The sequence below is a fragment of the Allobosea sp. AAP35 genome (assembly GCF_001295925.1).
Classification (GTDB): Bacteria; Pseudomonadota; Alphaproteobacteria; order Rhizobiales; family Beijerinckiaceae; genus Allobosea.
On record NZ_LJHQ01000038.1, the window covers coordinates 18,581 to 42,789 of the forward strand.

Consider the following 24,209-nt stretch of genomic DNA (forward strand, 5'->3'; position numbering starts at 1 on the left):
CCGGTCAATGCCGCGCGCACGGCGTGCCGATCATGACGGCCATGGCGCCGAAGCCGTGCTGCGCTGCGGTGAGACGCTCACAGCTTGGTCGTTTAGAACCACGCCGTTATCCCGGACGCAGCGAAGCGCAGATCCGGGATCCATTCCGGAGCGCTTGCCGGAGAGGTTCCGGCATGGATCCCGGGTCTCCCTCCGGTCGCCCGGGATGACGGCGCATGGATCAACACACGCAGACTATCGGCTTTGCCCTGCCCGCCTGCTATCGAGACCACCCGCGCCAACCGCCTGCCCCAAGCCCCGCCCCGCTCATGACCTCCCGCACTGCCACGCTCATCGGCGCCATCGCCATCCTGCTCTGGTCGACGCTGGCCGTGTTCACCGCGATGAGCGGGCGGGTGCCGCCCTTCCAGCTCGTCGGCATGACCTTCGTCATCGGCGGGCTTCTGATCCTCGCCATCGCCGCGGCGCGCGGCCAGCTGGCGCACATCCGCCCGACGCCGGCCTCCTTCGCGCTCGGGCTCTATGGCCCGTTCGGCGACACGGCGCTCTACTACGCCGCCGTGAAGACGGCGCCCGCGGCGGAAGCCAATCTGATCCACTATCTCTGGCCGCTGCTGATCGTGCTGTTCGCTGCGCTGCTGCCCGGCGGCAAGCTCAGGCTCCGGCACGTGGTCGGGGCGCTGATCGGCCTTGCCGCCACCGCGCTGCTGGTCTCGGGCGGGCTCGGTTCGGGACAGGGTCTGGCGCTCGGGCATGTACTGGCGGCGCTCGGCGCCTTTGTCTGGGCGAGCTATTCGGTGGCCTCGCGCCGCTTCGCCGCGGTGCCCTCGGAGAGCCTGTGCATCACCATGCTCGGCTGCGCCATCCCCGCCTTCGCCTGCCACGCCGCCTTCGAGACGACGCTGTGGTCGCTGACTGCCGTGGAGTGGGCAGGCGTGATGGGCTTAGGGCTCGGCTCGATCGGCCTTGCCTTCGTGGTCTGGGACATCGGCATGAAACAGGGCGACGTCGCGCTGCTCGGCGTCGCCTCCTATGCCGCGCCGGTGCTCTCGACCATCATCCTCGTGCTGGCGGGCTACGCCCAGCCAAGCTGGTTGCTGGCGGTTTCCTGCGTTCTGATCGTGGTCGGTGCGCTGGTCGCAAGCTGGTCGCCGCGGCAGAATCGGGGCGGGGGCTAGGACACCCCTCCCCTCGCAGCAGGCCAGCATCGCCCCGAGCGGTCAACGCGGCCAGCGGTGGTCGTCCATCCGCCCCGGTTTCGGCTCGGGCAGGATGCCCTCGCCGAAAATGCGGTCAAGCTGGCCGGCGATCTCGCCCCGACCCCGCGCATCGGGGATCGAGACCAGAAGCGCCGGCTCGCCGGGCCCGGCATTGCCGGTCAGCGGCAGGATCGGGCCCGCCAGCGGCTTGGCCTGGAGTGCCGCCGGCAGGCTGATCACGGGCAGGCCGGCGACCATCTGGTCGATCAGGCGCTCGACCCCACCGGGCTGAAGTTCGGGATTGCTCGGAGCGCCGGTGTCGGGCGAAACCGGCAGCGCAATGACATCGCCCTGCGTGCCGGGTTCGAACATGCGGCGCACCAGCACATCGACGAAATGTGCCGCCTTGCGCGCGCCGGCCTCCGTGAAGTGAATGCCGTCGCCCAGCCGCAGCCGCATCGTCTGGCCGGAGACGTCTGGCCCCGTCGCCGTATAGCGGTTCTCGGTATCGACGAAAGCGCCCCAGAGATCGACATATTGCCCGCCGCCGCGCTCGACGAGCTGGCGATACTGCTCGTTGAAGGTGACGAGATCGGCCGACAGCCTTGCGTTCTGCACCGGTGGCGCGCCGACCCAGATCAGCGGGATGCGTCTCGTCGCGAAAACCTGGGTCACGGACTGGATCCGTTCGCGATAGAGTTCGAGCCAGCGCGGGCTCAGCGGATCATGGACGATCTCGCCCTCGCGGATCGCCTGGCGGTCGTTCAGGCCGATCATCATGACACCGAGACTGATCGTCTGGTCGCCGGCGAGAAGCGTGGCGGCGACTTTGGGCCAGTCGTGGAAATCGGCCCGGACGAGCCCGGAATCCGGTTTGGCTTTCGCGACGACGGCAAGGTCGGGCCGGTTCTCGAGCGCATCCTCAAGGCCACTGGCGAGCAAATTCGCCAGTGAATCGCCGATCACCAGGATATGATGGGCGACATCGACCTTGGGGATCACGGGATCGTCCCGCACCACCACGGGAGCCGTGGGGCGGCGGCGCACCACGGGAGCGACGCGCTGGCGCTGGGGCTGAGCCACGGGAGGCGGCGGCGGTTGCTGCCAGAAGAATTGGAAGAAGCCACGCTGCTGCGGTTGCGGCTGCTGGAAGCCCTGACGGCCCTGCTGCGCGAAGCCATCCCCACCGCCGGTCAGCAGCAGCAGGCCGGCCAGCGCCGGGAGCAGGACAAGAGAGCGCAAACGCATAGGGCCTGTTCAATCCCGCGCCGGTGTCTCGGTGACGTCATTCATAGCGCGGAATGGCCGTTGCGTCAGCCACCGGACTTCATCTTCGCCAGCAAGGCGGGGGTCGGCCAGCCATCGGCAATTTCGCCGTTGCGCAGCTGGTATTGCCGCACCGCTTCGCGCGTTCCGGTGCCGATGCGCCCGTCGGCATCGTGGTTGTAGAGGCCGAGCGCCTTCAGCCGGCGCTGCAGGTCGCGCGTGCCGGCCATGTCGAGACGCGGCGCCTGGACCGGCCAGTCGGCCTGGATCGCGGGGCGACCCAGGATCCGGTCGCCGAGATGGCCGACGGCGAGCGCATAGGCGTCCGAAGAATTGTACTTCTTGATGACGTCGAAATTCGCGGTCAGCAGCATCACCGGGCCGCGATGACCGGCCGGGTAGAACAGCCGGCCTTCGCCGGAGCCCGGCAGGCGGCCGCCATCGGCCCGGCGCACGCCGGCCGATGCGAAGGCGGAGAAGCTCGCCTGGCTGAGCCGGTGGTCGAAGCGCTCTGGCAAGGTGACTTCGAGGCCCCAGGGCAGGCCCTGCACCCAGCCATGGCCCTTGAGGTAGTTGGCGGTGGAGGCGAGCGCGTCGGCGGTCGAACTCCAGATGTCGGCATGGCCGTCGCCGGTGAAGTCCACCGCGTATTTGCTGTAGCTCGAGGGCATGAACTGGGTGTGGCCCATGGCGCCCGCCCAGGAGCCGCGCAACTCGCGACGCTCGACATGGCCCGCCTCGATCAACTCCAGCGCCGTCAGCAATTCGTCGCGGAAGAAGTCGCCGCGATAGCGCAGATGGGCGAGCGTCGCCAGCGAGCGGATCGTGTCCTTGTCGCCCTTGAACGAGCCGTAATTGGTTTCCATCCCCCAAACGCCGAGCACGATCTCGCGAGGCACGCCATAGCGCGCCTCGACCTGTGCCAGCACGCCGGCATTCTCGGCGGCCGCGTCTCGCCCCCGTGGGATGCGCGTGCCGCCGACGGCGCTGTTGAGATAGCCCCAGATCGGCGCGGTGAACTCCGACTGCTTCCTGGTGAGCGCTGCGATCGAGGGATCGGGCGAAACGCCGCGAAAGGCCGAGTCGAACGTCGCACGCGAGACGCGACGCGCTTGCGCCAGCGGCCAGAGGCGTTGCACGAACGCGTCGAAGCCGGAGTTCGCCGGTCGTGCGGCCGGGGTGGGCGTGGCATCCCTTGCCCTGGCCGCCGAGGTGTTGATCGAGCCGGTGGTCTGCGCCAGCGCCGGTGCGAGGCTGATCAGGGCCGTGGCGGCGATGACGGACAGACGCATGGGCGATCTCGCTTTCTGGCGGGAGTGTCGGGATGATGCTGGCCCTACAGCGCCTGAACAAGCTTAATCGAAGGTAAAGGCCAGCGGCCTGCACGACCCTGTCGGCAGCGGCGCCCTTTGCCCGCCGGGTTCGCAACGGATGCGGCGGCCCCGTCGAGGGATGCAGGAACCGCCCCGACGCAAAAAGCGTTGACGGTATCGCAAGCTGGTTCTGCTATGCGTAGGATGCAACCGGCTCAACACAAAGCCGCGAGCTGGCCGCACCTTTCCGAAACGCCACACGCCAGGCCAAGGCGCCAACTGGACCTTCCATGTCGAAACGCATCCGCAAGGCCGTTTTCCCCGTCGCCGGTCTCGGCACCCGCTTCCTACCCGCCACCAAGGCGATACCCAAGGAAATGCTGACGGTGGTCGATCGACCCGTCGTGCAGCATGTTGTCGACGAGGCCCGCGCAGCCGGGATCGAGCATTTCGTCTTCATCACCGGACGCAACAAGGCGGTGATCGAGGATCATTTCGATCTGGCCTATGAACTCGACGACACATTGCGCAAGCGCAACAAGATCGCGGAGCTCGAGGCGCTTCTGGCCGATCTGCCGCCGGCTGGCGCCACCAGCTTCACCCGCCAGCAGGCGCCGCTTGGCCTCGGTCATGCCGTCTGGTGCGCCCGCGACATCATCGGCGACGACGAGCCCTTCGCGCTGCTGCTGCCCGACATGCTGCACCATACCCACGGCAAGGGCTGCCTCGCCCAGATGATCGACGCCTACAACAAGCATGGCGGCAATCACATCGCGGTCGCCCCCGTGCCCGACGACCAGACCCATCAATACGGGATCGTCGGCGTCGAGAACCGCGAGGCCAAGGTCTCGAAAGTGACCAAGATGGTCGAGAAGCCGGCCAAGGGCACCGCGCCCTCGAACCTGCACATCACCGGCCGCTACATCCTGCAGCCGACGATCTTCAACCTGCTCGCAAACCAGGAGCCCGGCGCGGGCGGCGAGATCCAGCTGACCGATTCGATGATCGCGCTGTCGCGGCTCGAGCCCTTCCACGCCGTGCGCTTCGACGGCGACATCTACGATACCGGCTCGAAGATCGGCTTCCTGACGGCCAATATCGCCTATGCGCTCGATCGCACCGATATCGGCCCGCAGTTCCGCCAGGAGATCGAGCGGCTGCTGGAGCGTTGATGCGTCGGGCGACGCCGGATCCGGGCCAGTGAGCGAGAGCGGGGTCGTCTTCGACCGAGCCCTCGGCCGGTCGCGGCTGAGGCGCGCACTGGCTGCGGGCTATCCGGATTTCCTGCTGGCCCGGGCCGTCGAGGATCTGGAGGAGCGGCTCGCCGCCGTGCTCCGGCATTTCGAGATTGCCGCCGATCTCGGCTCGCCCTTGCCGCTGGCAGCGCCTGTGCTTCGCGCCAAGGCGGGCGCGGTGCTGCACATGGCGGAAGCGCCGGGTGGCCGGCCTGATCTGGTAGGCGATCTCGAAAACCTGCCGATCGCGCCAGGCGGCCTCGATCTCGCCGTCTCCCTGCTCGCCTTGCAGGGCGTCAACGACCTGCCCGGTGCCCTGATCCAGATCAGGCGGGCGCTGCGGCCCGACGGGCTGTTCACCGGCTGCCTGCTCGGCGGCCGCACCCTTCAGGAATTACGGCCCGTTTTGCTCGAAGCCGAAGCCGAGACGACGGGCGGCGCCAGCCCGCGGATCGCACCCTTTGCCGATCTGCGCGATCTCGGCAGCCTGCTGCAGCGGGCGGGCTTCGCGCTGCCCGTGGTCGACAGCGAGGTCGTGACCGTGCGCTATCGCGACATCTTCGGCCTTCTGCGCGATCTGCGGGCCATGGGCTGGGGCAACGCGCTCACGGCCCGCCGCCGGACGGGCCTGCGCCGCGACACGCTGATGCGCGCTGCCGCGCTCTATGCCGAGCGTTTCGCCGATCCCGACGGGCGGCTGCGCGCGACCTTCGAGATCGTCTGGCTTTCGGGCTGGGCGCCGCATGAAAGCCAGCAGAAGCCGCTGCGCCCAGGTTCGGCCAAAACGCGGCTGGCCGATGCGCTGGGCGTGCCGGAGATTGGCGCGGGCGACAGAGCGGGAGAGCCGAGTTGAGCGGCAAACAGGAACGTCTCACACGTAACGCCTTTGGCCTGTTCCGGACCATTCCAACGCGCTGGGCCGACAATGATGTCTACGGGCACGTCAATAACGTCGTCTACTATGCGTGGTTCGACACGGCGGTGAATGGCTGGCTGGTCGAGCGCGGCTTCCTCGACATTGCCGGCAGCGCCACGATCGGCCTCGTCGTCGAGACGCACTGCAGCTATTTCGAGAGCGTCGCCTTTCCGGACACCGTCAAGATCGGGCTCGGCGTCGAGCGGCTCGGCACCAGTTCGGTGACCTACCGGATCGGTGTCTTCCGCGCGGATGGCGAGCGGGCCGTGGCGCAGGGCCGCTTCACCCATGTCTATGTCGACCGCGCCACGCAGCGCCCCGTGCCGATCCCGGCCGACCTGCGCGCCGCGCTCGAAGCGCTCACATCGTCAAGCGGATCTGGCTGATCTCGCGGGCAATCTGCTGGAAGATCGGCGCGAGCTGCGAGGCATTGGACACCTCGTAATACATGCCGGTCTCGCTCGCGCAGCCGCGCAGCAGGTCCCGGTCGCCATTGATCACGCGGATCGAATAGATCTTGATGCCGCTGGCCTTGGCGCTGGTGCAGGCCGCTTCGGTGCGGTCGTCCATCGTGCCCTGGTTGTCGCCGAAGCGGTTCTGGGTGTTGTCGCCGTCCGTGAGCAGGATCATGTATTTGCTCAGTCGCGGCGTGTTGACCGGCGCTGCTTCCGGCAGCGGCGCGATCGGACTCAGGCTCGCCGCGCCCCAGGCGGCGCCGATGGTGACATTGGTGTTGCCGACCGGCGTCATCGCGTTGATCGTGCTGGTCAGCGCGGTCCAGTCGCTGGTTAGCGGACGGAGCGGCGTCAGCGTCGACTGGGCGCAGAAATCGGCGGGATAAAGTGTCTCCTTCTGTCCCGTCACCGCGCCCGCATCGCTGACGTCATAGGGCTTGTCGCGGTCACTCACGCAGCCTTCCCAATTCGTCTTGGAGATCGTCTGCTTGTTCTTGCCGGTGCCCTTGGTCTGGTCGTAGCGCAGCCAGGGCGAGTCCTTATACGAAAGCGGCAGCCGCACCTGCGTCGCGAAGGGCACCACCGAAATCCTGATCTGGTCGGTTTCGGTCGAAGCCTCCTTCATGATCTTCAGCAGGTCGAGCGAGGCCTTCTTCAGTTCGCTCATCTTGCTGGACGAGGACATCGAACCGGTATTGTCGAGCACCAGCGCAAGCTCGACCTTATTCGTTCCCCAGGCCGCCTGGGCGGTCGACGACACCGGGATCGTCTCGAAGCCGATGAGCTTGGTCAGGCTGGTCTCGACGGCCGTACCCGCCGTGACGTTGACGGTGCGCGCCGCGCGGTCGATCGCAATCGTATGGGTCCCGAGCTTCGCGTCGGAATTGCCCGCGAGATTGGCGCGGATGAGAGCTTCGGCGCGGGTTTTGAGCTCCGCATCGGAGAGTTTCGTCGCATCACGCGCGACCATCAGCGCAGCCGAGTCGACAGCGATGTTCAAGCTGGCGCGAGCCGAGCTCGCCCGGGCGTAATCGACGCAGGCACCGGCGATCCCGATCAGCGGCACCGCGACGAATCCGAACATGATCGCGACATTGCCGGACGCGTCTTTCCTGAAACGGGACAAAAGCGACATCGACTGTTCCTCCATGGCACGATCCGCCCCGTGCCGGGAAGAACAGCGCAGATCGCATGCCAGCCGCGCGCGGCAGTGCCGGAATGCGTTGTCTCAGCCGGTCAGGCGCGCTATGCCCCGCGTCATCGAAGACGTGTGGCGATCGAAGATCCGCCGCGCGGCCCAAACGCCAGGAACCTTCGCCCCGTGATTCCCAACGACATCAAGATCACGCCGCAGCTCGTGGCCGAGCATGGCCTCAAGCCCGACGAGTATCAGCGCTTCCTGCATCTGATCGGGCGCGAGCCCTCGATCACGGAACTCGGCATCGTCTCGGCGATGTGGAACGAGCACTGCTCGTACAAATCCTCGAAGATTCATCTCAAGACTCTGCCGACCAAGGCGCCCTGGGTGATCCAGGGGCCGGGCGAGAATGCCGGCGTCATCGATATCGGCGACGGTCTGGCGATCGTCTTCAAGATGGAAAGCCACAACCACCCGTCCTTCATCGAGCCCTATCAGGGCGCGACGACGGGTGTCGGCGGCATCCTGCGCGACGTCTTTACCATGGGGGCCCGGCCGATCGCCGTGCTCGATGCGCTGCGCTTCGGCTCGCCGGACCATCCGCGCACGCGCCATCTCGTCTCGGGCGTCGTCGCCGGCGTCGGCGGCTACGGCAATTCCTTCGGCGTGCCCAATGTCGGCGGCCTGACCGGCTTCCACAGCCGCTACGACGGCAACATCCTGGTCAACGCCATGGCGGTCGGCATCGCGCGGGCCGACGAGATTTTCTACGCCAAGGCCTCGGGCGTCGGCAAAGCCATCGTCTATCTCGGCTCCAAGACCGGCCGCGACGGCATCCATGGCGCGACCATGGCGTCCGCCGCCTTCGGCGAGGGCGCCGAGGAGAAGCGCCCGACCGTGCAGGTTGGCGACCCCTTCGCCGAGAAGCTGCTGCTCGAAGCCTGCCTCGAAATCATGGCGGCCGGCCATGTCGACGCGATCCAGGACATGGGCGCGGCAGGGCTGACCTGCTCTGCCGTCGAGATGGGCGCCAAGGGCGATCTCGGCGTGGAACTCAACCTCGACGCGGTGCCCTGCCGCGAGGAGGGCATGAGCGCCTATGAGATGATGCTGTCGGAGAGCCAGGAGCGCATGCTCATGGTGATCAAGCCGGGCCATGAGGAGCCCGCCGAAGCCATCTTCAAGAAATGGGGACTGGATTTCGCGGTCATCGGCCACACCACCGACGATCTGCGCTTCGTCGTGAAGCACCAGGGCGAGGTCATGGCCGACCTGCCGATCAAGGAGCTCGGCGACGAGGCGCCCGAATATGACCGGCCCTGGATCGAGACGCCGCCGCAGCAGCGCATCGCGCCCGAAAGCGTCGAGCCGCCAGTCTCGAACGCGCAGGCGCTGCTGACCCTGATCGGCTCGCCCGATCTCTGCTCGAAGCGCTGGGTGTGGGAGCAGTACGACACGCTGATCCTCGGCAATTCGGTGGTGACGCCGGGTGGCGATGCCGGGCTGATCCGGATCGAGGACGGGCCGAAGGGCCTCGCCATGACTGCCGACGTGACGCCGCGCTATTGCGAGGCCGATCCGTTCGAGGGCGGCAAGCAGGCGGTGGCGGAAGCCTGGCGCAACCTGACCGCGACGGGCGCGACGCCGCTCGCCGTCACCGATAATCTCAACTTCGGCAATCCGGAGCGGCCCGAGGTGATGGGCCAGCTCGTCGGCTGCATCAAGGGAATCGGTGAGGCCTGCCGCGCGCTCGACTTCCCCGTCGTCTCAGGGAATGTCTCGCTCTACAACGAGACCAACGGTGTCTCGATCCTGCCGACCCCGACCATTGGCGGCGTCGGCGTGCTGGCCGATGTGACGAAGCATGCCACCATCGCTTTCAAGGCTGAGGGCGAGGCGATCCTGCTGATCGGCGAGACCACCGGATGGCTCGGCCAGAGTGCCTATCTCGCGACCGTCTGCGGCCGCGAAGAGGGAGCGCCGCCCCCGGTCGATCTTGCCGTCGAGCGCCGCAATGGCGATGCCGTGCGTGGGATGATCACGAGCCAGCGCGTCACGGCCTGCCACGACCTGTCCGATGGCGGTCTCGCGGTGGCCCTGGCCGAGATGGCGATGGCGGGCGGCATGGGTGCCACGATCGATAGCCTGCCGGCGGGGTCCGTCCATGCCGTTCTCTTCGGCGAGGATCAGGCGCGCTATCTGGTCACGGTTCCGGCGGCTTCCGCCGAGACCGTCCGCGCCGAGATCGCGGCGGCGGGCGTGCCGGTGACGGTGCTCGGCCAGACGGGCGGCGACACCTTTGCGCTGCCGGGCGAGACTCCGCTGGCCCTGGCGGAGCTCAAGAGCGCGCATGAAACCTGGCTGCCGGCCTATATGGCCGGCAAGACCGCCTGAGGAGTTTTGCCATGGCGATGGATGCCCACGACATCGAGGCGATGATCAAGGCGGCGCTGCCGGATGCCATCGTCGAGATCAAGGATCTCGCCGGTGACGGCGACCATTATGCCGCGACCGTGATCTCGGCCGCCTTCACGGGCAAGACGCGGGTGCAGCAGCATCAGATGGTCTATGCGGCGCTGCAGGGGAACATGGGCGGCGTGCTGCATGCCCTTGCGCTGACGACCTCGGTTCCCCAAAATCAGGGGACGAGTTTCTGCGGAGGCTGCCATGCCGGCCGATACGCTTTACGAGGATGACATCGTCGCCTGGGCCGAGCAGCAGTCTCGTGGCTTGAGGGAGCTTGCGCGCACGCGGCCCGATCTGTCGAACCTGCTCGACTGGGAGCATGTCGCCGAGGAGATTGAAGGGGTGGCGCAGGATTTCCTCTTCAAATTCACAGGCTTGACCCGACAATTCCTGATACACTTGGCAAAGGCCCTGTCGGTTCCCCGATCCCAGGCTTACGGGCATTGGCGGACAGAAGCGCAGGCGTTTCATGATGATGCGGCAGAGTATTTCACGCGCGCCATGCGCCAGAAGGTCGATATCGATCGGATCTGGGGCAAGGCGCTCCGTCAGGCGGGGCTGTCGCTCGCCGAGCATGGCGAAAGCCTCGCTGGCGATTTGGCTGGTGAATGCCCGCTGACTCTGGATGAACTGATCGATCCCGAACTGGATCTTGATCAAGCCGTATCGATCGCTGAAATGCGTCTCGGCCGCTCCCGCCGAGCAAACGAACCCTTGTCCTAGGAGATCGCCACCCATGACCGACGTCAACGCCCGCCTCGATGCCGAAGTGAAGTCCGCCGATGTGGTGCTCTTCATGAAGGGCACGCCACAATTCCCGATGTGCGGCTTCTCGGGACAGGTCGTTCAGATCCTGTCTTACGTCGGCGTGCCGTTCAAGGGCGTCAACGTGCTGGAGGATCAGGAGATCCGCGAGGGCATCAAGGCCTATTCGAACTGGCCGACGATCCCGCAGCTCTACGTCAAGGGCGAGTTCGTCGGCGGCTGCGACATCACCCGCGAGATGTTTCAGGCCGGTGAGTTGCAGGCCCTGCTCGAAGAGAAGGGCATCGCCGTCAAACAGGCGAGCTGAGGCTCGCTCAGGCTTCTGGGCAGGGCGGAAGCGTTTCCAGAACGTCCCACAACGCACCGGGCAGCGTCGCTGATCGTTCGAGCAGGGCGATGCAGCCGCGTCTCCCTTCCGCGACAGCCCTTGGTTTCAAGGTTGCGTTATCAAAGACACGCCACTGGTCGACGGCCGAGATGTAACGCGGCAGGTTTGCAATCGCCCGGTCGAAGCGGCGGCGGACGTCGACTTCGGCGACGTCATGACCGCCTTCGCTGACCCTGCGTGCGATCCTGGACAGCGACACCTCAGGCGTGGCGACCAGGAAGAACAGCAGATTGACGGCAAAGCCGGCCTCCCGCGCCGCCGTGATTGTCCGAAGATGTGTTTGACCCGACAAGGTCGTTTCGATTGAAAACGACCGTCGGTGCGCGATCAGCGACCGAGTCAGTTCCAGTGCGACGCGGGCGGCACGCTGCTGCTCCGCAGAGGGGTCGAGTGGGGACAGACCCCGCGCGATCTCGTCGAGATTGACGAAACTGGTGCTGCCGGACACGGCCTTGATGTGCCTGAACGCATAGGTCGTCTTGCCGACGCCGTTGGGGCCGGCGACGATCCAGAATTGCGGCTGCGGAGCATTCATACGGTCTGGCTAGCACGCGGCATGCCGCATCGCCACTTTGCGCATCTCGGCATCACTCATGACGTCATGCTATAATATCCGCATGGGTCCGTATCTCACCTTGCGCGAGCGACGTGATCGCAAGCTGGCCAATTGCCGGGATGCCGTCGAGGCGTTGAAACCGGTGCTCGCCGCCTATGCGCGCGCGCTGGAGGAAGGGATCGTGTTGGGGGCCGCCGATCCGAGCGCTGTTTGACGCACTGCTTCCTTGCCCGCATCGACATCGAAATCGCGGCCTTCCGCGCCGCCATCGACCCAGACTGATCCTCACTTCACCAGAAGCCAGTCCTCCACCACCAGCGCATCGAGCCCGCTGGTGTAGAACATCAGGATCGCATCCTCGGCCGTGTGCAGGATCGGCTTGCCCATGATGTTGAAGGAGGTGTTGAGGATCACCGGCACTCCGGTCAGCGCGTGAAAGGCCGAGATCAGGGCGTGGTAGCGCGGATTGCGCGGCGCCGTGACGCTCTGGAGACGTCCCGTGCCGTCCTCATGCACCACGGCTGGGACGTGGTGGCGGACGGCCTCCTTCCAGGTGAGCGTGCGCTCCATATAGGGCGCGTCCTGATAGTCCTCGAACCAGGCCGGGCCATGCTCGGCCAGGATCGACGGGGCGAAGGGGCGGAAGGCCTCGCGGTATTTGACCTTGGCGTTGAGGATGTCCTTGGCGTTCGCCGGGCGCGGATCGGCGATGATCGAGCGATTGCCGAGCGCGCGCGGGCCGAACTCGGCCCGGCCCTGGACCCAGCCGATCAGCTTGCCTTCCGTCAGCAGCTTCGCGGCGACGGGCGCGACCTCTTCGGGGGCGAGCTTGCGAAGCCGGGGTTCCCAGGCCTGCATCCGCTCCAGCGGTTCGGTCGAGACGGTTGAGCCGAGATAGGGCGAAGCCGGGCCCCTGGGCGCGCGCCAGTCCGGGTTCGCCTGCGCGTGGCTCAGCCAGGCGGCGCCGATCGCATTGCCGTCATCGGCCGGGGCGGAGGGCACGAAGACCTCCGTGAAGCCGTGGCGGCCGACAATCTTGCCGTTGAAGGAGGAGTTCAGCGCGCAGCCGCCGGCGAGCACGAGATTGGCGGAGGGCACCAGCGCGGCGGTCTGCGCCAGCAGCGCCTCCATCATCTCGGCGAAGACATCCTGCCCGCAGCGCGCGAGATCGGCCCAGCCCTGGTCGAGTGCCTCCGCCGGGCGTAAACTCAGGATCTCCGCCGCCACCGCCTGCACGGCATCGGCCTTGGCAAAGGAGAGCTTGTGGCCCTCGATCGTGTAAAGCCTCCGCAGCAGCGCCATCAGGCGCTCGTCGGTCCGCCCATAAGGCGCGAGCCCCATGATCTTCCACTCCTCGCCCTTGGCCTGGTCGAAGCCGGCGAGATCGGTGACGAGCCCGAAAAAGAAGCCGATCGATTCGCGTCCGCGATGGCGTTTCACCTCGCGGATGCGCCCGCCCTCCAGCGCGAAGATGGCCGAGGCGCCGGTCTCGCCCATGCCATCGACGACGAGGCAGGCGGCGTCCGTGAAGGGCGACGACCAGCAGGCATAGGCCGCATGGCTTAGATGATGGCCATAGCGCGTGAGGCCCGTGACATTCGCCCGGCCGAAGGCACGGTCGAGTCCGAGCAGCGTGCCGATGCCGGCGCGCTGCTGGCCCTGATGCAGCGAGGCGATCAGAGCGCGTTCCGTGCGTTCCGGCACCAGCGAGCGGTTGAGCTCAGGCGAGAGCTTGAGCAGGGCGTCCAGCGAAAACGAGCCGGCGCGGCTCATCTGGTCCAGAAAGCCGGTGAACTCCTCGCCCCAGCTCGTCGCGATCGCCACCTCGGCATCCGGCGGGATGTAGCGTTTGAGCAGCGATTCCATGCGCGCCGGCGAATCGGGCTCGCAGTTGGGGGCGCGCTTGAACTGCAGATAGCGCTCGGTCGCCTCGGCGAAGAGAACCTCGCCGTCAGGCCCGATGATCGCGAGCGCGGGGTCATGGAAGGTGGTGGCCAGGCCAATCGTGTAGGTCATGCTGCCTTGTCGAAACATCGGGAAACCGAGCCTACCCCTAGCACGGATTGCCGGTCGATCATCCCGCGAGCTGGTCCCGGCGCAGTTCCTCCAGAATCGAAAGGCGCCCGAGGGCCTGTTTCAGCGACGCCGTGCGTGCCTTGCCGATGGTGGCGGGCGAAACGCGGTTCGACGGGCTCAAGCCCGCCGCGATATCGGCGAGTTGCTGGCTCAGGATACAGTCGATCAGCAAGGCATGGTCGCGGTCGATCTCGGCGAGATCTTGGGTCGCGCCGGTTCCTAGCGCCGCGACCGCTTCCAGCCGCGCCTGCGTCGCGTGCCGGGGCACGCCGTGATGCAGCGCGAGCAGGCGCGCCGTGGTGACGATGTCCTTCAGCCCCGTCCGCTTCAGGTCAATGCGGCCATCCTCTTCGGTACGCATGCCGCCGAACAGAGTCAGGCCCGTTGCCGGCTGGCCGGCATTCTCCGCCAGCAGCTTGAGGAAGGCGGTCTGGCCGCGCGCCGCTGCCCAGGCGTCGCGCCAGAGCTGCTCGGCCATGGCACGATCGCCATGCACCGCCTTGAAGTCGAAGACGATGTCGACGCTCAGAAGGTCCTGTGGATTGGAGCGGCCGAGCCATTGCGCGATGCGCTGCCGCCAGGTCGCGACCGAGCCGCGAAAATCCGGCTCGGAGGCCATCACGCCGCCCTTGCACAGGGGCACGCCGACCTCGTCGAGGATCGCGGCCATGCGGCGGCCGAGCCGCGCGAACCACAGGTCTGCCTCGCCGCCGGGCTCTCCGTCCGCGAAGACCAGGGCGTTGTCCTGGTCCATGGCGAGCAGGCTCTCGCCGCGCCCGACCGAGCCGAGCACCAGCACGGCATAGGCGCAAGGCGCCGGCCCCGCCCCGGCCGCGATCAGCTCGGCTTCCGCGAGGATCGCGGCCCGGCGTGTCAGCGCGCCGACCTCGCGGGCGATCACGGCCGCGATCATCCGGGCCGGCACATCCTCGGCCAGCAGAGCCCGCGCCATCAGCGGCAGCCTGGCCCAGATCTGGCCAAGCGCGGGCGCGTCGGGAGCGGTGTCGATGTCGTCGCCGAGAGCGACCGCCGTGCTGGCGCGAAGCTGCAGCAGTTTGAGCGGCGTCACCACGCCGACGATCCGGTCCTGCTCGTCGGTGACGGCAAGGTGGCGGATGCTGCGCGCGCTCATCCGCCCGATCGCCCGGTAGAGGAAGGCGTCGGCGGGGATGCCCACGACCGGGCGCGAGGCAAAGCGCGAAGCCGGCAGCGCCAGCGCATCGGCCCCTTCCCGTGCCATGGCGCGCAGCAGGTCGCGCTCGGTCAGGATCGCCATTGTGTCGGGGCCGGAAGCCGGGTCTCCGATGAAGACCGAACTGAGCCCCTGGCCCGCCATCGCGGCTAGCGCCTCCGAAATCGGGGTCGCGACGGGAAGGATCACCGGATCGGCGCGCATCACGTCGCGCACGCGGTGGCGGTAGGGGTAGCTGTCCAGTTTAGGCAGCGGATCGCCCTCATGGGCGGGCGAGCGCAGTTCCCAGGCAGGCGGGGCCGCGCCAGCCATGGCATCGGTGATGCGGCGGCTGGCAGCGACCGCCTCGCCGACCGTGCGGATGCCCCTATCCCGCAGGCGTGGCGCCAGAGCAAGGAAGATCAGGCCGGCGGCCATCGCATCGCCGAGCGCACGATGGCGCTCCTGCGGGGGGATTTCGAGCCAGGCGCCCAGCGCCTCGAGCGAATAGGAGGGCAGGCCAGGCTCCGCAAGCTGCGCCAGCAGGCGGATGTCGAGCGCGATCGGCGGCGTGAAGCGCTGGCCGAGGCGCTCGACCTCCTGCGTCAGCATGGCGATGTCGAAGCCGATCGTATGGCCGATCAGGATCCGCCCGGCGATGAAGGCGCCGATCCCGGGATACAGGACCTCGAAGGCGGGTGCGCCGGCCAGGGTCGCGCGATCGATGCCGTGGACCGCGCGCGCGCTGGCAGGAATGTCGACATCGCAGGCGATCAGGCTCTGGAAGGCGTTGGCCCGGTCGAGGCGCCCGCCATCGAGATGGATCGCCGCGATCTCGATCATCCGGGCGCGCCTGACGTCGAGCCCCGTCGTCTCGGCGTCGAGCGCGACGCCGCGGATCGCAAACAGCGGCGTGGCCTGCAGCAGGTTCGGCATGCGGTTGTCTCCGCCCTTTGCGGGACAGCCTAACGTCAAGCGCGCGGATCTGGCCAGACGACGTTCGGATGGGGGAAAGCCCGCCCTAGCGTGGAGGCGCCATCGCCGCCCCGATCAGCGCCTTTGCATCCGCGCTCGCCCAGTCGGCCGGGCCCTGCAGGATCGCGAGTTCGCAGCCGTCGCGGTCGACGATCAGGCTGACCGGCATGCCCTCGACCTTGCGGGCGGCGCGCAGCTCCTGGAAGACCTTGGCCTGCGGATCGGCATAATAGGGCAGCGCCGTGATCTCGCGCTTGGCCAGCCAGGCCTTGGGCTTGTCGAGGTTGCGGGTGTCGATGTTGATCGCCACCACCGCGAAATCCGGGCCGCCGAGCGCCGTCTGCAGCGCGTCGAGCGCCGGCATTTCCTTGAGGCAGGGCAGGCACCAGGTCGCCCAGAGATTGACCAGCAGCACGCGGCCCTTGAACGCCGACAGCGATGTCGGCTGGCCGTCGGGGCCCTCGAAGGCGAGGTCGGTCGTCGGCATCGGCCTGGGATGAACCTGGACGGCGGCGACCTCGCCGCGTGCCAGCGGCGCCATGCGCGCCGTCGTCGCGCGGGCGGCACTGCAAGATGCGGAATTGCCGGCATTGCCCGCAACGGAGTAGAAGGCCGCAACGCCCGCGACGGCGACCAGGGCGAAGGCTCCGATCGCGGCCGTCATTTTCAGTCTGGACCTCATCGCGTCCTCAAAGCAGGAAAGACCATCGTGAGCAATCGCATGTGGGGTGGGCGCTTCGCCACGGGTCCCGACGCCATCATGGAGGAGATCAATGCCTCCATCGATTTCGACCAGCGCCTTTGGCGCCAGGACATCCGCGGCTCGCTCGCCCATGCGGCGATGCTGGGCGAGACGGGCATCCTGACAGATGAGGATGTGGCGGCGATCAGCGCCGGGCTCAACCAGGTCCAGGCCGATATCGAGGCCGGCAGCTTCACGTTCTCGCGTGCGCTCGAAGACGTCCACATGAATGTCGAGAGCAGCCTGAAGGATCGGATCGGCGCTGCCGCCGGGCGCCTCCATACCGGCCGCTCGCGCAACGACCAGGTCGCGACCGACATGAAGCTGTGGGTGCGCGACACGCTCGACCAGCTCGACGAGCAGATGACCGATCTCCAGCTCGCTCTCGCTGAGAAGGCCGAGATCCATGCCGGGTCGGTGATGCCGGGCTTCACCCATCTGCAGTCGGCCCAGCCTGTCACCTTCGGCCACCACCTGCTCGCCTATGTCGAGATGCTCGGCCGTGATCGCGGCCGCGTCGCCGATGCCCGCGAGCGGCTCAACGAATGCCCGCTGGGTGCGGCTGCGCTCGCCGGCACCTCCTTCCCGATCGACCGCGAGATGACGGCGCATGCGCTGGGCTTCGACCGGCCGACGGCCAATTCGCTCGATTCGGTCTCGGACCGCGATTTCGTGCTGGAGACTCTGGCCGCGGCCTCGATCTGCGCGATGCATCTGTCGCGGCTGGCCGAGGAGATCGTGCTCTGGGCGACGCCGCAATTCGGCTTCGTGCGATTGTCGGACGCCTTTTCGACTGGCTCCTCGATCATGCCGCAGAAGCGCAACCCCGACGCCGCCGAGCTGGTGCGCGGCAAGGCGGGGCGCGTCTTCGGACATCTGCAGGCGATGCTGACGATGATGAAGGGTCTGCCGCTGACCTATTCCAAGGACATGCAGGAAGACAAGGAAGGCACTTTTGATGCCCTCCAGACGCTGTCTTTGTGCCTCGCCGCCATGGCCGGCATGGTGCGCGACATGGAGCCGGACCTGAAGGTGATGAAGAAGGCGGCCGGCATGGGCTATGCCACCGCCACCGACCTCGCGGACTGGCTAGTGCGCGTTTTGAAGATGCCGTTCCGCGACGCCCATCACGTTACCGGCCGGCTCGTCGGCATCGCCTCGGACAGGAAGATCGGGCTGGAGAAGCTGACGCTGGCCGAGATGCAGGCGGTCGAGCCGCAGATCACGGACGCGGTCTTTGCCGTGCTCGGCGTCGAGCAGTCGGTGAAAAGCCGCGTCAGCTATGGCGGCACGGCGCCAGTCAATGTCCGCCGCCAGGCCAAACGCTGGCTGAAGAAGCTGGCGAAAGGCTGAGGACCATCATGCCCGGGCTTGACCCGGGCATCTCCTGCAAGAGATTCATCTGCTGCAAGAGATTCTCGGGTCAAGCCCGAGAATGACGCTCTGCCCGTCAAAGCCTCGCCTCCGCCGCGATCCTTCGCTACAGTCTTGTCCTCGCCTCGCCCAAGGGTTCGCTTCCGTGCTGCACTCCCGCCTGAAATTCGGCCGCGCCGTCCTGGTTGCGGGCCTGCTCGCCCTCGCGCTCGGAGCCTGCGGCCGCAAGGGCCCGCTTGAGGCCCCCCCAAACGCCACCGGCGCGACCGACCTGCCCGATGCGCAGATCGGTGCAGTCGAGAACAGTGCGGAGTCGCTCGGTCAGACCTCGGTCCTCGCCCGGCCGGTCAAGACCAACCGGGTGATCGCCGTGCCCGAGAAGCCCTTCATTCTCGACCCGATCCTCTAAGAGCGTCCGATGCATCATTTCAGCTATCGCGACGGCGCCCTCTTCGCCGAGGACGTCGATCTGCGTCGCATCGCCGACGAGGTCGGCACGCCGGTCTATGTCTATTCCTCGGCGACGATCGAGCGGCATTACCGGCTCTATGCGGAGGCGATGCAAAGCGCGGCGCCCGCGGGCAAGGCGCATGTCTTCTACGCGATGAAGGCCAACGGCAATCTCGGCGTGTTGAAGACGCTCGCCGCGCTCGGCGCCGGCGCCGACACGGTGTCGGAAGGCGAAATCCGCAAGGCGCTCGCCGCCGGCTTCCCGGCCGACAAGATCGTCTTCTCCGGCGTCGGCAAGAGCGAGAGCGAACTGCGCTTCGCGGTTCAAGCCGGCATCTACCAGGTCAACATCGAGACGGAAGGCGAACTCGACCTGCTCTCGACGGTCGCAAACCAGCTCGGCAAGCGCCAGGAAGCGGTGTTCCGCGTCAATCCCGATATCGGCGCCGGCGGTCACGCCAAGATCACCACCGGCTCGTCCGAGAACAAGTTCGGCGTCTCCTTCGAGGAGGTCGGACGGCTCTATGGCCGTGCCGCCAACCTGCCGGGCGTCCGGATGATGGGGCTGGCGCTCCATATCGGCAGCCAGATCCGCGAGACCGAATCTTTCGAGGCGGCTTACGCCAAGATGGCGGTGCTGGTGGCCGATCTGCGTGCGGAAGGCCACCGCGTCGAGCGGCTCGATCTCGGCGGCGGTCTCGGCATCCCCTATAATATTCCCAAGGCGTTCGACCATGGCCCGGACCTGATCGAGGCTTATGCCGCGATGGTGAAGCGGGTCACGGACGGCCTTGATGTCGAGCTCGGCTTCGAACCGGGGCGCCTGATCGTCGGCAATGCCGGTATCCTGATGACGCGGGTGCTGCATCTTAATCCGCGCCCGACCAAGCAGTTTCTCGTCGTCGACGCGGCGATGAACGACCTTGTCCGTCCGGCGATGTACGAGGCCTATCACGAGATCTGGCCGGTGTTGGAGCCCCAGGCCGGCACCCCGGAAATCGCCTATGACGTCGTCGGGCCGATCTGCGAATCGGGCGACACCTTCACCTCCGGCCGCGCCCTGCCCGCGCTTGAACCTGGCGATCTGATCGCCTTCATGACGGCGGGAGCTTATGGCGCCAGCATGGCCTCGACCTACAACCAGCGGCTGCTCGTCGCGGAGGTGCTGGTCAAGGGCGGCGACTATGCCGTGACCAGGCCGCGCCAGAGCTATGAAGACCTGCTCGGCACGGATCGTGCACCGCCCTGGCTGGCCTGATCGCGCGTTCACGAAACGTCGAGCGGGTTCTGACGCGGCGTCTTGGCACTGGCCTTGCCACATTCCCGTGTTAGCGTCTGATGACAGGCACAGATGCGGGCGGTGAGATCCCGGCGGCATTGGGGGCGGCTCGGAGCGACGGCATGAATGAGGCGCAGCGCCACAAGGCGCCGGATCGGATCGCAGGCGTGCGGCAGAGGCTGGGGCGCCTCGCCATGGCCTCGCGGGTTTCGCTGGGCTGGGAGCGCCTCTGGCCGCGGCTGTGGCTACCCGTCGCGGTGATCCTGACCTTCCTCGCCGTCTCCTGGTTCGGGTTGTGGCTGCATCTGCCCTGGCAGGGGCGCGCTCTCGGCGTGGCGCTCTTCCTCGTCGCGCTCACCGCCAGCCTGTTTCATATCGCGCGGACGGCTTTGCCCACGCATCGCGACGCGCTGGCGCGGCTCGACCAGTCGCTCGCGGGCGGCCATCGGCCCGCCTCGTCGCTTGAAGACAGTCTTGCGGTCGGCGCCAGGGATCCGGTGTCGCAGGCGCTCTGGGCCCTGCATGTCGAGCGCCAGAGTGCGCGCATCGCCGGCCTGAGCGTTGCAGCGCCGCAGCCGCGCATGGCCGGCCGCGACCGCTACGCCCTGCGCGCAATACCGCTTCTGGCCGCCGTCACCGCGGTCTTCGTCGCCGGGCATGAAGCCGTGCCGAGGCTGAGCGCAGCCTTCGACTGGCGCGGGCCCTCGCTGCCGGAACCGTCCATCCGGATCGACGCCTGGATCGACCCTCCGGCCTATACCCGCCTGCCCCCGATGCTGATCGATTTTGCAAAACTCGCGAGCCCGCAGATCAGCGCGCCCGAGAAATCGACGATCGTCGTGCGAATCGCCGGCAAGACCGCGATGGATGTCGCGACGACCGGCGCTCTTGAGGGGCTGCCGCCCGCCGAACCCAAGCCGGGCGCGGCGACGGCAAAGCCTGTGCAGGGCGAGACCCCGGCCGTTCTGGAGAAGCGCTACACGCTCGCCGGGAACGGCACTCTGCGTCTGACCGGCAGCGGCGCGCCGGCCGCGACCCTGTCGATCACCGCCATTGCCGACCAGGCGCCCCAGGTCGGTTTCATCGAGCCGCCCAAGCCCGTGACCGGCGCGCAGGCCGGCGGCCTTTCGATCACTTACACGGCCAGGGACGATTACGGCCTTGCCTCGGTCGAGGCGACGGTCGCGCGAAGCGGCCCGGCCTCGACCGGGCGTTCGCTGGTCGAGGCGCCCAAGCAGACGCTCAGCGTGCCGGCCTCCGCCTCAGGCGACGAGGAAATGAAAAGCACCCTGGATTTCTCGGCCCATCCCTGGGCCGGTGCGAGGGTGGCCATGACGCTGGTGGCGCGGGATGAGGCCGGACAGGAGGGCCGCAGCGAGGCGGTCGAGATCGTGCTGCCGCAGCGCACCTTTGCCAAGCCGCTTCCCAAGGCGCTGGTCGAGCAGCGCCGCAAACTCGTGATGAATGTCGAAGATCGCAGCCGCGTCCAGCTCGCCATGGATGCGCTGCTGATCGAGCCCGAACTCTTCATGAAGGAGACCGGCGTCTATCTCGGCATGCGCATGGTCAATGAGCGGCTGCGCCGGGCCAGCAGCGACGACGAGCTGCGCGAGGTCGCCGAACTGATGTGGGCGCTGGCGCTCCAGCTCGAGGATGGCGATCTGTCGGACGCAGAGAAGACGCTGCGGGCGGCGCAGGAAAACCTGCAGCAGGCGCTGGAGCGCGGTGCCTCCGAGGAGGAGATCAGGAAGCTTACCGAAGAGATGCGGCGCGCCATGGACCAGTTCATGCGCCAGCTCGCCGAGCAGATGCAGCGCCAGCAGCAGAATGCCGACCCCAATCAGATGTCGCAGCTGCCGGAGAACTTCCGGACGGTGACGCCGCGCGACCTGCAGAACATGCTCAACCGCATCGAGGAGCTCTCCAAGCGTGGCGACATGGCCGAGGCCCAGCGCCTGATGGAAGAGCTCAACCAGATGCTCAACAATCTCCAGATGGCGCGCCCGGGCCAGCAGGACCCGCGCCAGCGCGAGATGAACCAGGCGCTGTCGGATCTCGACCGGATGACCCGCGAGCAGCAGGGCCTGCGCGACGAAACCTTCCAGCAGGAGCAGCAGCGTCAGAACCGCACCAAGCGCGGACAGCGCCCCGGCCAGCAGCAGGCGCGGCCGGGCCAGCAGGGTCAGCGCCAGCCGGGCCAGCGCGGCCAGCAACCGGGTCAGCAGCCCGGCGAACAGGGCGAGGGCGAAGAGGGCGAGGAGGGCGAAGGCCAGCAGGGCGCGCAAGGCCAGCAGGGTCAGGGTGGCCAAAGCCTCGCCCAGCGCCAGCAGCAGCTGCGCGACCGGCTCCAGGATCTCCAGCGCCGCATGCGCGGCATGGGCGCGCCGCAGCAGGGCGAACTCGGCGAGGCCGAGGGTGCCATGGGCGAAGCTGGCGACCAGCTCGGCCAGGGCCAGGGCGAAGGCGCGCTCGACGCGCAAGGCCGGGCGCTCGAGGCGCTGCGCAAGGGCGCTCAAAACCTTGCCCAGCAGATGCAGGGCCAGCCCGGCGAAGGCGGCGAACCCGGGGAAGGTGCCTTTGGCGAGCCCGACGGTCAGCCTTCGGGCCGCCCCTCCGCCCAGCAGCGTGGCCGCGAGGACCCGCTCGGCCGGCCGCAGCGGCAGCGCGACTGGGCCGATGGCCGCGTGCGCGTGCCCGGAGCCGACGAAAGCGCGACCCAGCGCGCCCGCCGCATCCTCGACGAACTGCGCCGCCGTCTCGGCGACCCGTCGCGACCGATGGAAGAACTGGACTACCTGGAGCGCTTGCTCCGCCGGAATTGAGGGCTCGCCCGCAGCGGGTCAACAAGCGGTGGGGTCAACAAGACCCGACGGGCAAGCTTTCGCTATCGGCGAAAGACCGGTTCACACCGGCAGAATCGTCTCGCCCATCAGGTGCTTGTCGATCGCATGCGCGGCCTGGCGGCCCTCGCGGATCGCCCAGACGACGAGAGACTGGCCGCGCCGCATGTCGCCGGCGACGAAGACGTTCTCGACGCTGGTGCGGTAGTCGCGCTCATTGGCGATCACGTTGGCGCGCTTGTCGACCGCCGCGCCCGACTGCGCGATCATGCCTTCGATCAGCGAACCCGCGAAACCGATGGCGAGGAAGCAGAGATCGGCCTGCAGCACGAATTCGGTGCCGGCGATCGGCTTGCGCTTCTCGTCGACGCGGACGCATTTCACGCCGGTCAGGCGGCCGTTGCGGCCCTCCAGCCCCAGCGTCGCGGCCTGGAACTCGCGCTCCGCGCCCTCGGCCTGCGAGGATGAGGTGCGGAATTTCGTCGGCCAATAGGGCCAGACCGTCAGCTTGTTCTCGATCTCCGGCGCCATCGGCCGGATGTCGAGCTGCGTCACCGACAACGCACCCTGGCGGAACGCCGTGCCGACGCAGTCCGACGCCGTGTCGCCGCCGCCGATCACCACAACATGCTTGCCGCCGGCCAGTATCGGCGTGATCCCCGAGACATCCTCGCCGCCGACGCGCTTGTTCTGCTGGGTGAGGTAAGGCATCGCGTAATGGACGCCCTGGAGATGGGTGTCCGGCAGGCCGGGATCGCGCGGCGCCTCGGCCCCGCCGCTCATCAGCACGGCGTCATGCTCCGCCGTCAGCGTCGCAAACGGCAGGGTCACGCCGACATTGACGTTGTAGTGGAAGGTGACGCCCTCGGCCTCCATCTGCTTCACGCGGCGGTCGATATGCTTCTTTTCCATCTTGAAGTCGGGAATACCGTAGCGCATCAGGCCGCCGGCGCGCGCTTCCCGCTCATAGAGATGCACCTCATGGCCGACGCGGGCGAGCTGCTGGGCAGCCGCCATGCCGGCGGGGCCGGAGCCAACCACGGCGATCTTTTTGCCGGTCTTGGTGGTGGGGACCTCGGGGACGATCCAGCCTTCCTGCCAGCCCTTGTCGGCGATCGCCTGCTCGATCGTCTTGATCGTGACGGGCATGTTTTCGAGGTTGAGCGTGCAGGCTTCCTCACAAGGAGCCGGGCAGATGCGGCCGGTGAATTCCGGGAAGTTGTTGGTCGAGTGGAGGTTGCGCAGCGCATCCTCCCAGCCGCCGGAATAGACCAGCTCGTTCCAGTCCGGGATCTGGTTGTGGACCGGGCAGCCGGTCGGGCCGTGGCAGAACGGGATGCCGCAATCCATGCAGCGCGCCGCCTGCTTCTTGATGTCGCGCTCCTCCAGTGGGAGCGTGAACTCCCGGAAATGGCGGATGCGGTCGCCGGCAAGCTGATATTTCTGCTCCTGCCGGTCGTATTCGAGAAAGCCCGTGACCTTGCCCATATTCTCGTTTCTCTCGCCGTCGTGCCGGGCCCGAAAAGCCCGCGCATCCCTCACCGATGGGAGCCTGTCTTGATGGTCGTCGCCCGGGCGGACCGTCGCCAGCCGCCCGGGATCGCG

Annotated in this window: 21 protein-coding genes; 13 read left to right on the forward strand and 8 right to left on the reverse strand. The window is 67.5% G+C overall.

The window, feature by feature from the left end:
- The first annotated feature begins 215 nt into the window (after positions 1–215).
- Positions 216–1,178: an EamA family transporter gene (locus tag IP69_RS13355; protein WP_349236298.1), complete on the forward strand. Its 963-nt coding sequence runs from the start codon at positions 216–218 to the stop codon at positions 1,176–1,178.
- A gap of 42 nt (positions 1,179–1,220) precedes the next feature.
- Here the strand turns inward: IP69_RS13355 and IP69_RS13360 are convergent, their stop codons facing one another.
- Positions 1,221–2,447: an SGNH family hydrolase gene (locus tag IP69_RS13360; RefSeq protein WP_054143326.1), complete on the reverse strand. Its 1,227-nt coding sequence runs from the start codon at positions 2,445–2,447 to the stop codon at positions 1,221–1,223.
- Positions 2,448–2,512: 65 nt separating this feature from the next.
- Positions 2,513–3,757 (reverse strand): lytic murein transglycosylase, encoded by a 1,245-nt coding sequence (locus IP69_RS13365; RefSeq protein WP_082359294.1) that lies wholly within the window; start codon positions 3,755–3,757, stop codon positions 2,513–2,515.
- Between the two features lie 311 nt (positions 3,758–4,068).
- On the opposite strand from IP69_RS13365, the gene IP69_RS13370 reads away from it, so the two are divergent.
- Genes IP69_RS13370 through IP69_RS13380 form a run of 3 tightly spaced genes read left to right on the forward strand, consistent with a single transcriptional unit; the run spans position 4,069 to position 6,315 of the window.
- Positions 4,069–4,950: a UTP--glucose-1-phosphate uridylyltransferase gene (locus IP69_RS13370; RefSeq protein ID WP_054143327.1), complete on the forward strand. Its 882-nt coding sequence runs from the start codon at positions 4,069–4,071 to the stop codon at positions 4,948–4,950.
- Positions 4,951–4,978: 28 nt separating this feature from the next.
- Positions 4,979–5,866, forward strand: a complete 888-nt coding sequence (locus tag IP69_RS13375; RefSeq protein ID WP_054143328.1) for a methyltransferase domain-containing protein — start codon at positions 4,979–4,981, stop codon at positions 5,864–5,866.
- Positions 5,863–6,315, forward strand: coding sequence for a thioesterase family protein (locus IP69_RS13380; RefSeq protein WP_054143329.1), 453 nt, complete (start codon positions 5,863–5,865; stop codon positions 6,313–6,315). Before IP69_RS13375 ends, IP69_RS13380 begins: the two co-directional genes overlap by 4 nt.
- On the opposite strand, the gene IP69_RS13385 is transcribed toward IP69_RS13380, so the two are convergent.
- Positions 6,290–7,519: a pilus assembly protein gene (locus IP69_RS13385; protein WP_197279861.1), complete on the reverse strand. Its 1,230-nt coding sequence runs from the start codon at positions 7,517–7,519 to the stop codon at positions 6,290–6,292. The two genes, IP69_RS13380 and IP69_RS13385, sit on opposite strands and share 26 nt — an antisense overlap.
- A 186-nt stretch (positions 7,520–7,705) precedes the next feature.
- Here IP69_RS13385 and purL point away from each other — a divergent pair, with 186 nt between their 5' ends.
- From purL to grxD, 4 genes are read left to right on the forward strand one after another with little or no spacing between them, the layout of a single operon-like run.
- A complete protein-coding gene (purL, locus tag IP69_RS13390; protein ID WP_197279863.1) occupies positions 7,706–9,916 on the forward strand; it encodes a phosphoribosylformylglycinamidine synthase subunit PurL in 2,211 nt (736 codons plus the stop codon).
- Positions 9,917–9,927: 11 nt separating this feature from the next.
- Positions 9,928–10,218, forward strand: a complete 291-nt coding sequence (locus tag IP69_RS13395; RefSeq protein ID WP_054143331.1) for a BolA family transcriptional regulator — start codon at positions 9,928–9,930, stop codon at positions 10,216–10,218.
- Positions 10,190–10,711 carry a DUF29 family protein gene (locus tag IP69_RS13400; RefSeq protein WP_054143332.1) on the forward strand — a complete coding sequence of 174 codons (522 nt, stop codon included), beginning with the start codon at positions 10,190–10,192 and terminating at the stop codon, positions 10,709–10,711. The genes IP69_RS13395 and IP69_RS13400 overlap by 29 nt, the downstream gene beginning before the upstream one ends.
- Positions 10,712–10,724: 13 nt before the next feature.
- A complete protein-coding gene (grxD, locus tag IP69_RS13405) occupies positions 10,725–11,060 on the forward strand; it encodes a Grx4 family monothiol glutaredoxin (protein WP_054143333.1) in 336 nt (111 codons plus the stop codon).
- Between the two features lie 7 nt (positions 11,061–11,067).
- Here the strand turns inward: grxD and IP69_RS13410 are convergent, their stop codons facing one another.
- Positions 11,068–11,676: an AAA family ATPase gene (locus IP69_RS13410; protein ID WP_054143334.1), complete on the reverse strand. Its 609-nt coding sequence runs from the start codon at positions 11,674–11,676 to the stop codon at positions 11,068–11,070.
- 82 nt (positions 11,677–11,758) lie between these two features.
- On the opposite strand from IP69_RS13410, the gene IP69_RS21895 reads away from it, so the two are divergent.
- A complete protein-coding gene (locus IP69_RS21895; protein WP_156323447.1) occupies positions 11,759–11,911 on the forward strand; it encodes a hypothetical protein in 153 nt (50 codons plus the stop codon).
- A gap of 71 nt (positions 11,912–11,982) precedes the next feature.
- On the opposite strand, the gene IP69_RS13415 is transcribed toward IP69_RS21895, so the two are convergent.
- The 3 genes from IP69_RS13415 to IP69_RS13425 all read right to left on the reverse strand — a co-directional run bounded on the left by IP69_RS13415 (position 11,983) and on the right by IP69_RS13425 (position 16,583).
- Positions 11,983–13,713, reverse strand: coding sequence for a carbamoyltransferase C-terminal domain-containing protein (locus IP69_RS13415; protein WP_054143335.1), 1,731 nt, complete (start codon positions 13,711–13,713; stop codon positions 11,983–11,985).
- Positions 13,714–13,771: 58 nt separating this feature from the next.
- Positions 13,772–15,880 (reverse strand): DUF294 nucleotidyltransferase-like domain-containing protein, encoded by a 2,109-nt coding sequence (locus IP69_RS13420; protein ID WP_054143336.1) that lies wholly within the window; start codon positions 15,878–15,880, stop codon positions 13,772–13,774.
- An 85-nt stretch (positions 15,881–15,965) separates the two neighbouring features.
- A complete protein-coding gene (locus IP69_RS13425; RefSeq protein ID WP_248306830.1) occupies positions 15,966–16,583 on the reverse strand; it encodes a TlpA disulfide reductase family protein in 618 nt (205 codons plus the stop codon).
- Between the two features lie 45 nt (positions 16,584–16,628).
- Between IP69_RS13425 and argH the strand changes: the two genes are divergently transcribed.
- The 4 genes from argH (at position 16,629) to IP69_RS13445 (ending at position 22,586) form a co-directional block, all read left to right on the forward strand.
- The gene (gene argH, locus IP69_RS13430) at positions 16,629–18,014 is read left to right on the forward strand and encodes an argininosuccinate lyase (RefSeq protein WP_054143338.1); all 1,386 of its coding nucleotides are present in this window, start codon (positions 16,629–16,631) and stop codon (positions 18,012–18,014) included.
- A 166-nt stretch (positions 18,015–18,180) separates the two neighbouring features.
- On the forward strand, positions 18,181–18,444 hold the full coding sequence (locus tag IP69_RS13435; protein WP_054143339.1) for a lipoprotein: 264 nt from the start codon (positions 18,181–18,183) through the stop codon (positions 18,442–18,444).
- A 9-nt stretch (positions 18,445–18,453) separates the two neighbouring features.
- A complete protein-coding gene (gene lysA / locus IP69_RS13440) occupies positions 18,454–19,743 on the forward strand; it encodes a diaminopimelate decarboxylase (RefSeq protein ID WP_054143340.1) in 1,290 nt (429 codons plus the stop codon).
- 143 nt (positions 19,744–19,886) lie between these two features.
- Positions 19,887–22,586 (forward strand): TIGR02302 family protein, encoded by a 2,700-nt coding sequence (locus tag IP69_RS13445; protein ID WP_054143341.1) that lies wholly within the window; start codon positions 19,887–19,889, stop codon positions 22,584–22,586.
- Positions 22,587–22,667: 81 nt separating this feature from the next.
- On the opposite strand, the gene IP69_RS13450 is transcribed toward IP69_RS13445, so the two are convergent.
- Complete coding sequence (locus IP69_RS13450) at positions 22,668–24,092, reverse strand: glutamate synthase subunit beta (protein ID WP_054143342.1); 1,425 nt, start codon at positions 24,090–24,092, stop codon at positions 22,668–22,670.
- Between the last annotated feature and the right edge of the window lie 117 nt (positions 24,093–24,209).

Excerpts from the sequence above, each read along its gene's own strand:
- IP69_RS13355 (WP_349236298.1), top strand. The coding sequence starts at position 216 with ATGGATCAACACACGCAGACTATCGGCTTTGCCCTGCCCGCCTGCTAT.
- IP69_RS13360 (WP_054143326.1), bottom strand. The coding sequence starts at position 2,447 with ATGCGTTTGCGCTCTCTTGTCCTGCTCCCGGCGCTGGCCGGCCTGCTG.
- IP69_RS13365 (WP_082359294.1), bottom strand. The coding sequence starts at position 3,757 with ATGCGTCTGTCCGTCATCGCCGCCACGGCCCTGATCAGCCTCGCACCG.
- IP69_RS13370 (WP_054143327.1), top strand. The coding sequence starts at position 4,069 with ATGTCGAAACGCATCCGCAAGGCCGTTTTCCCCGTCGCCGGTCTCGGC.
- IP69_RS13385 (WP_197279861.1), bottom strand. The coding sequence starts at position 7,519 with ATGTCGCTTTTGTCCCGTTTCAGGAAAGACGCGTCCGGCAATGTCGCG.
- IP69_RS13395 (WP_054143331.1), top strand. The coding sequence starts at position 9,928 with ATGGCGATGGATGCCCACGACATCGAGGCGATGATCAAGGCGGCGCTG.
- IP69_RS13400 (WP_054143332.1), top strand. The coding sequence starts at position 10,190 with ATGCCGGCCGATACGCTTTACGAGGATGACATCGTCGCCTGGGCCGAG.
- grxD (WP_054143333.1), top strand. The coding sequence starts at position 10,725 with ATGACCGACGTCAACGCCCGCCTCGATGCCGAAGTGAAGTCCGCCGAT.
- IP69_RS13410 (WP_054143334.1), bottom strand. The coding sequence starts at position 11,676 with ATGAATGCTCCGCAGCCGCAATTCTGGATCGTCGCCGGCCCCAACGGC.
- IP69_RS21895 (WP_156323447.1), top strand. The coding sequence starts at position 11,759 with ATGGGTCCGTATCTCACCTTGCGCGAGCGACGTGATCGCAAGCTGGCC.
- IP69_RS13415 (WP_054143335.1), bottom strand. The coding sequence starts at position 13,713 with ATGACCTACACGATTGGCCTGGCCACCACCTTCCATGACCCCGCGCTC.
- IP69_RS13420 (WP_054143336.1), bottom strand. The coding sequence starts at position 15,880 with ATGCCGAACCTGCTGCAGGCCACGCCGCTGTTTGCGATCCGCGGCGTC.
- IP69_RS13425 (WP_248306830.1), bottom strand. The coding sequence starts at position 16,583 with ATGACGGCCGCGATCGGAGCCTTCGCCCTGGTCGCCGTCGCGGGCGTT.
- lysA (WP_054143340.1), top strand. The coding sequence starts at position 18,454 with ATGCATCATTTCAGCTATCGCGACGGCGCCCTCTTCGCCGAGGACGTC.
- IP69_RS13445 (WP_054143341.1), top strand. The coding sequence starts at position 19,887 with ATGAATGAGGCGCAGCGCCACAAGGCGCCGGATCGGATCGCAGGCGTG.
- IP69_RS13450 (WP_054143342.1), bottom strand. The coding sequence starts at position 24,092 with ATGGGCAAGGTCACGGGCTTTCTCGAATACGACCGGCAGGAGCAGAAA.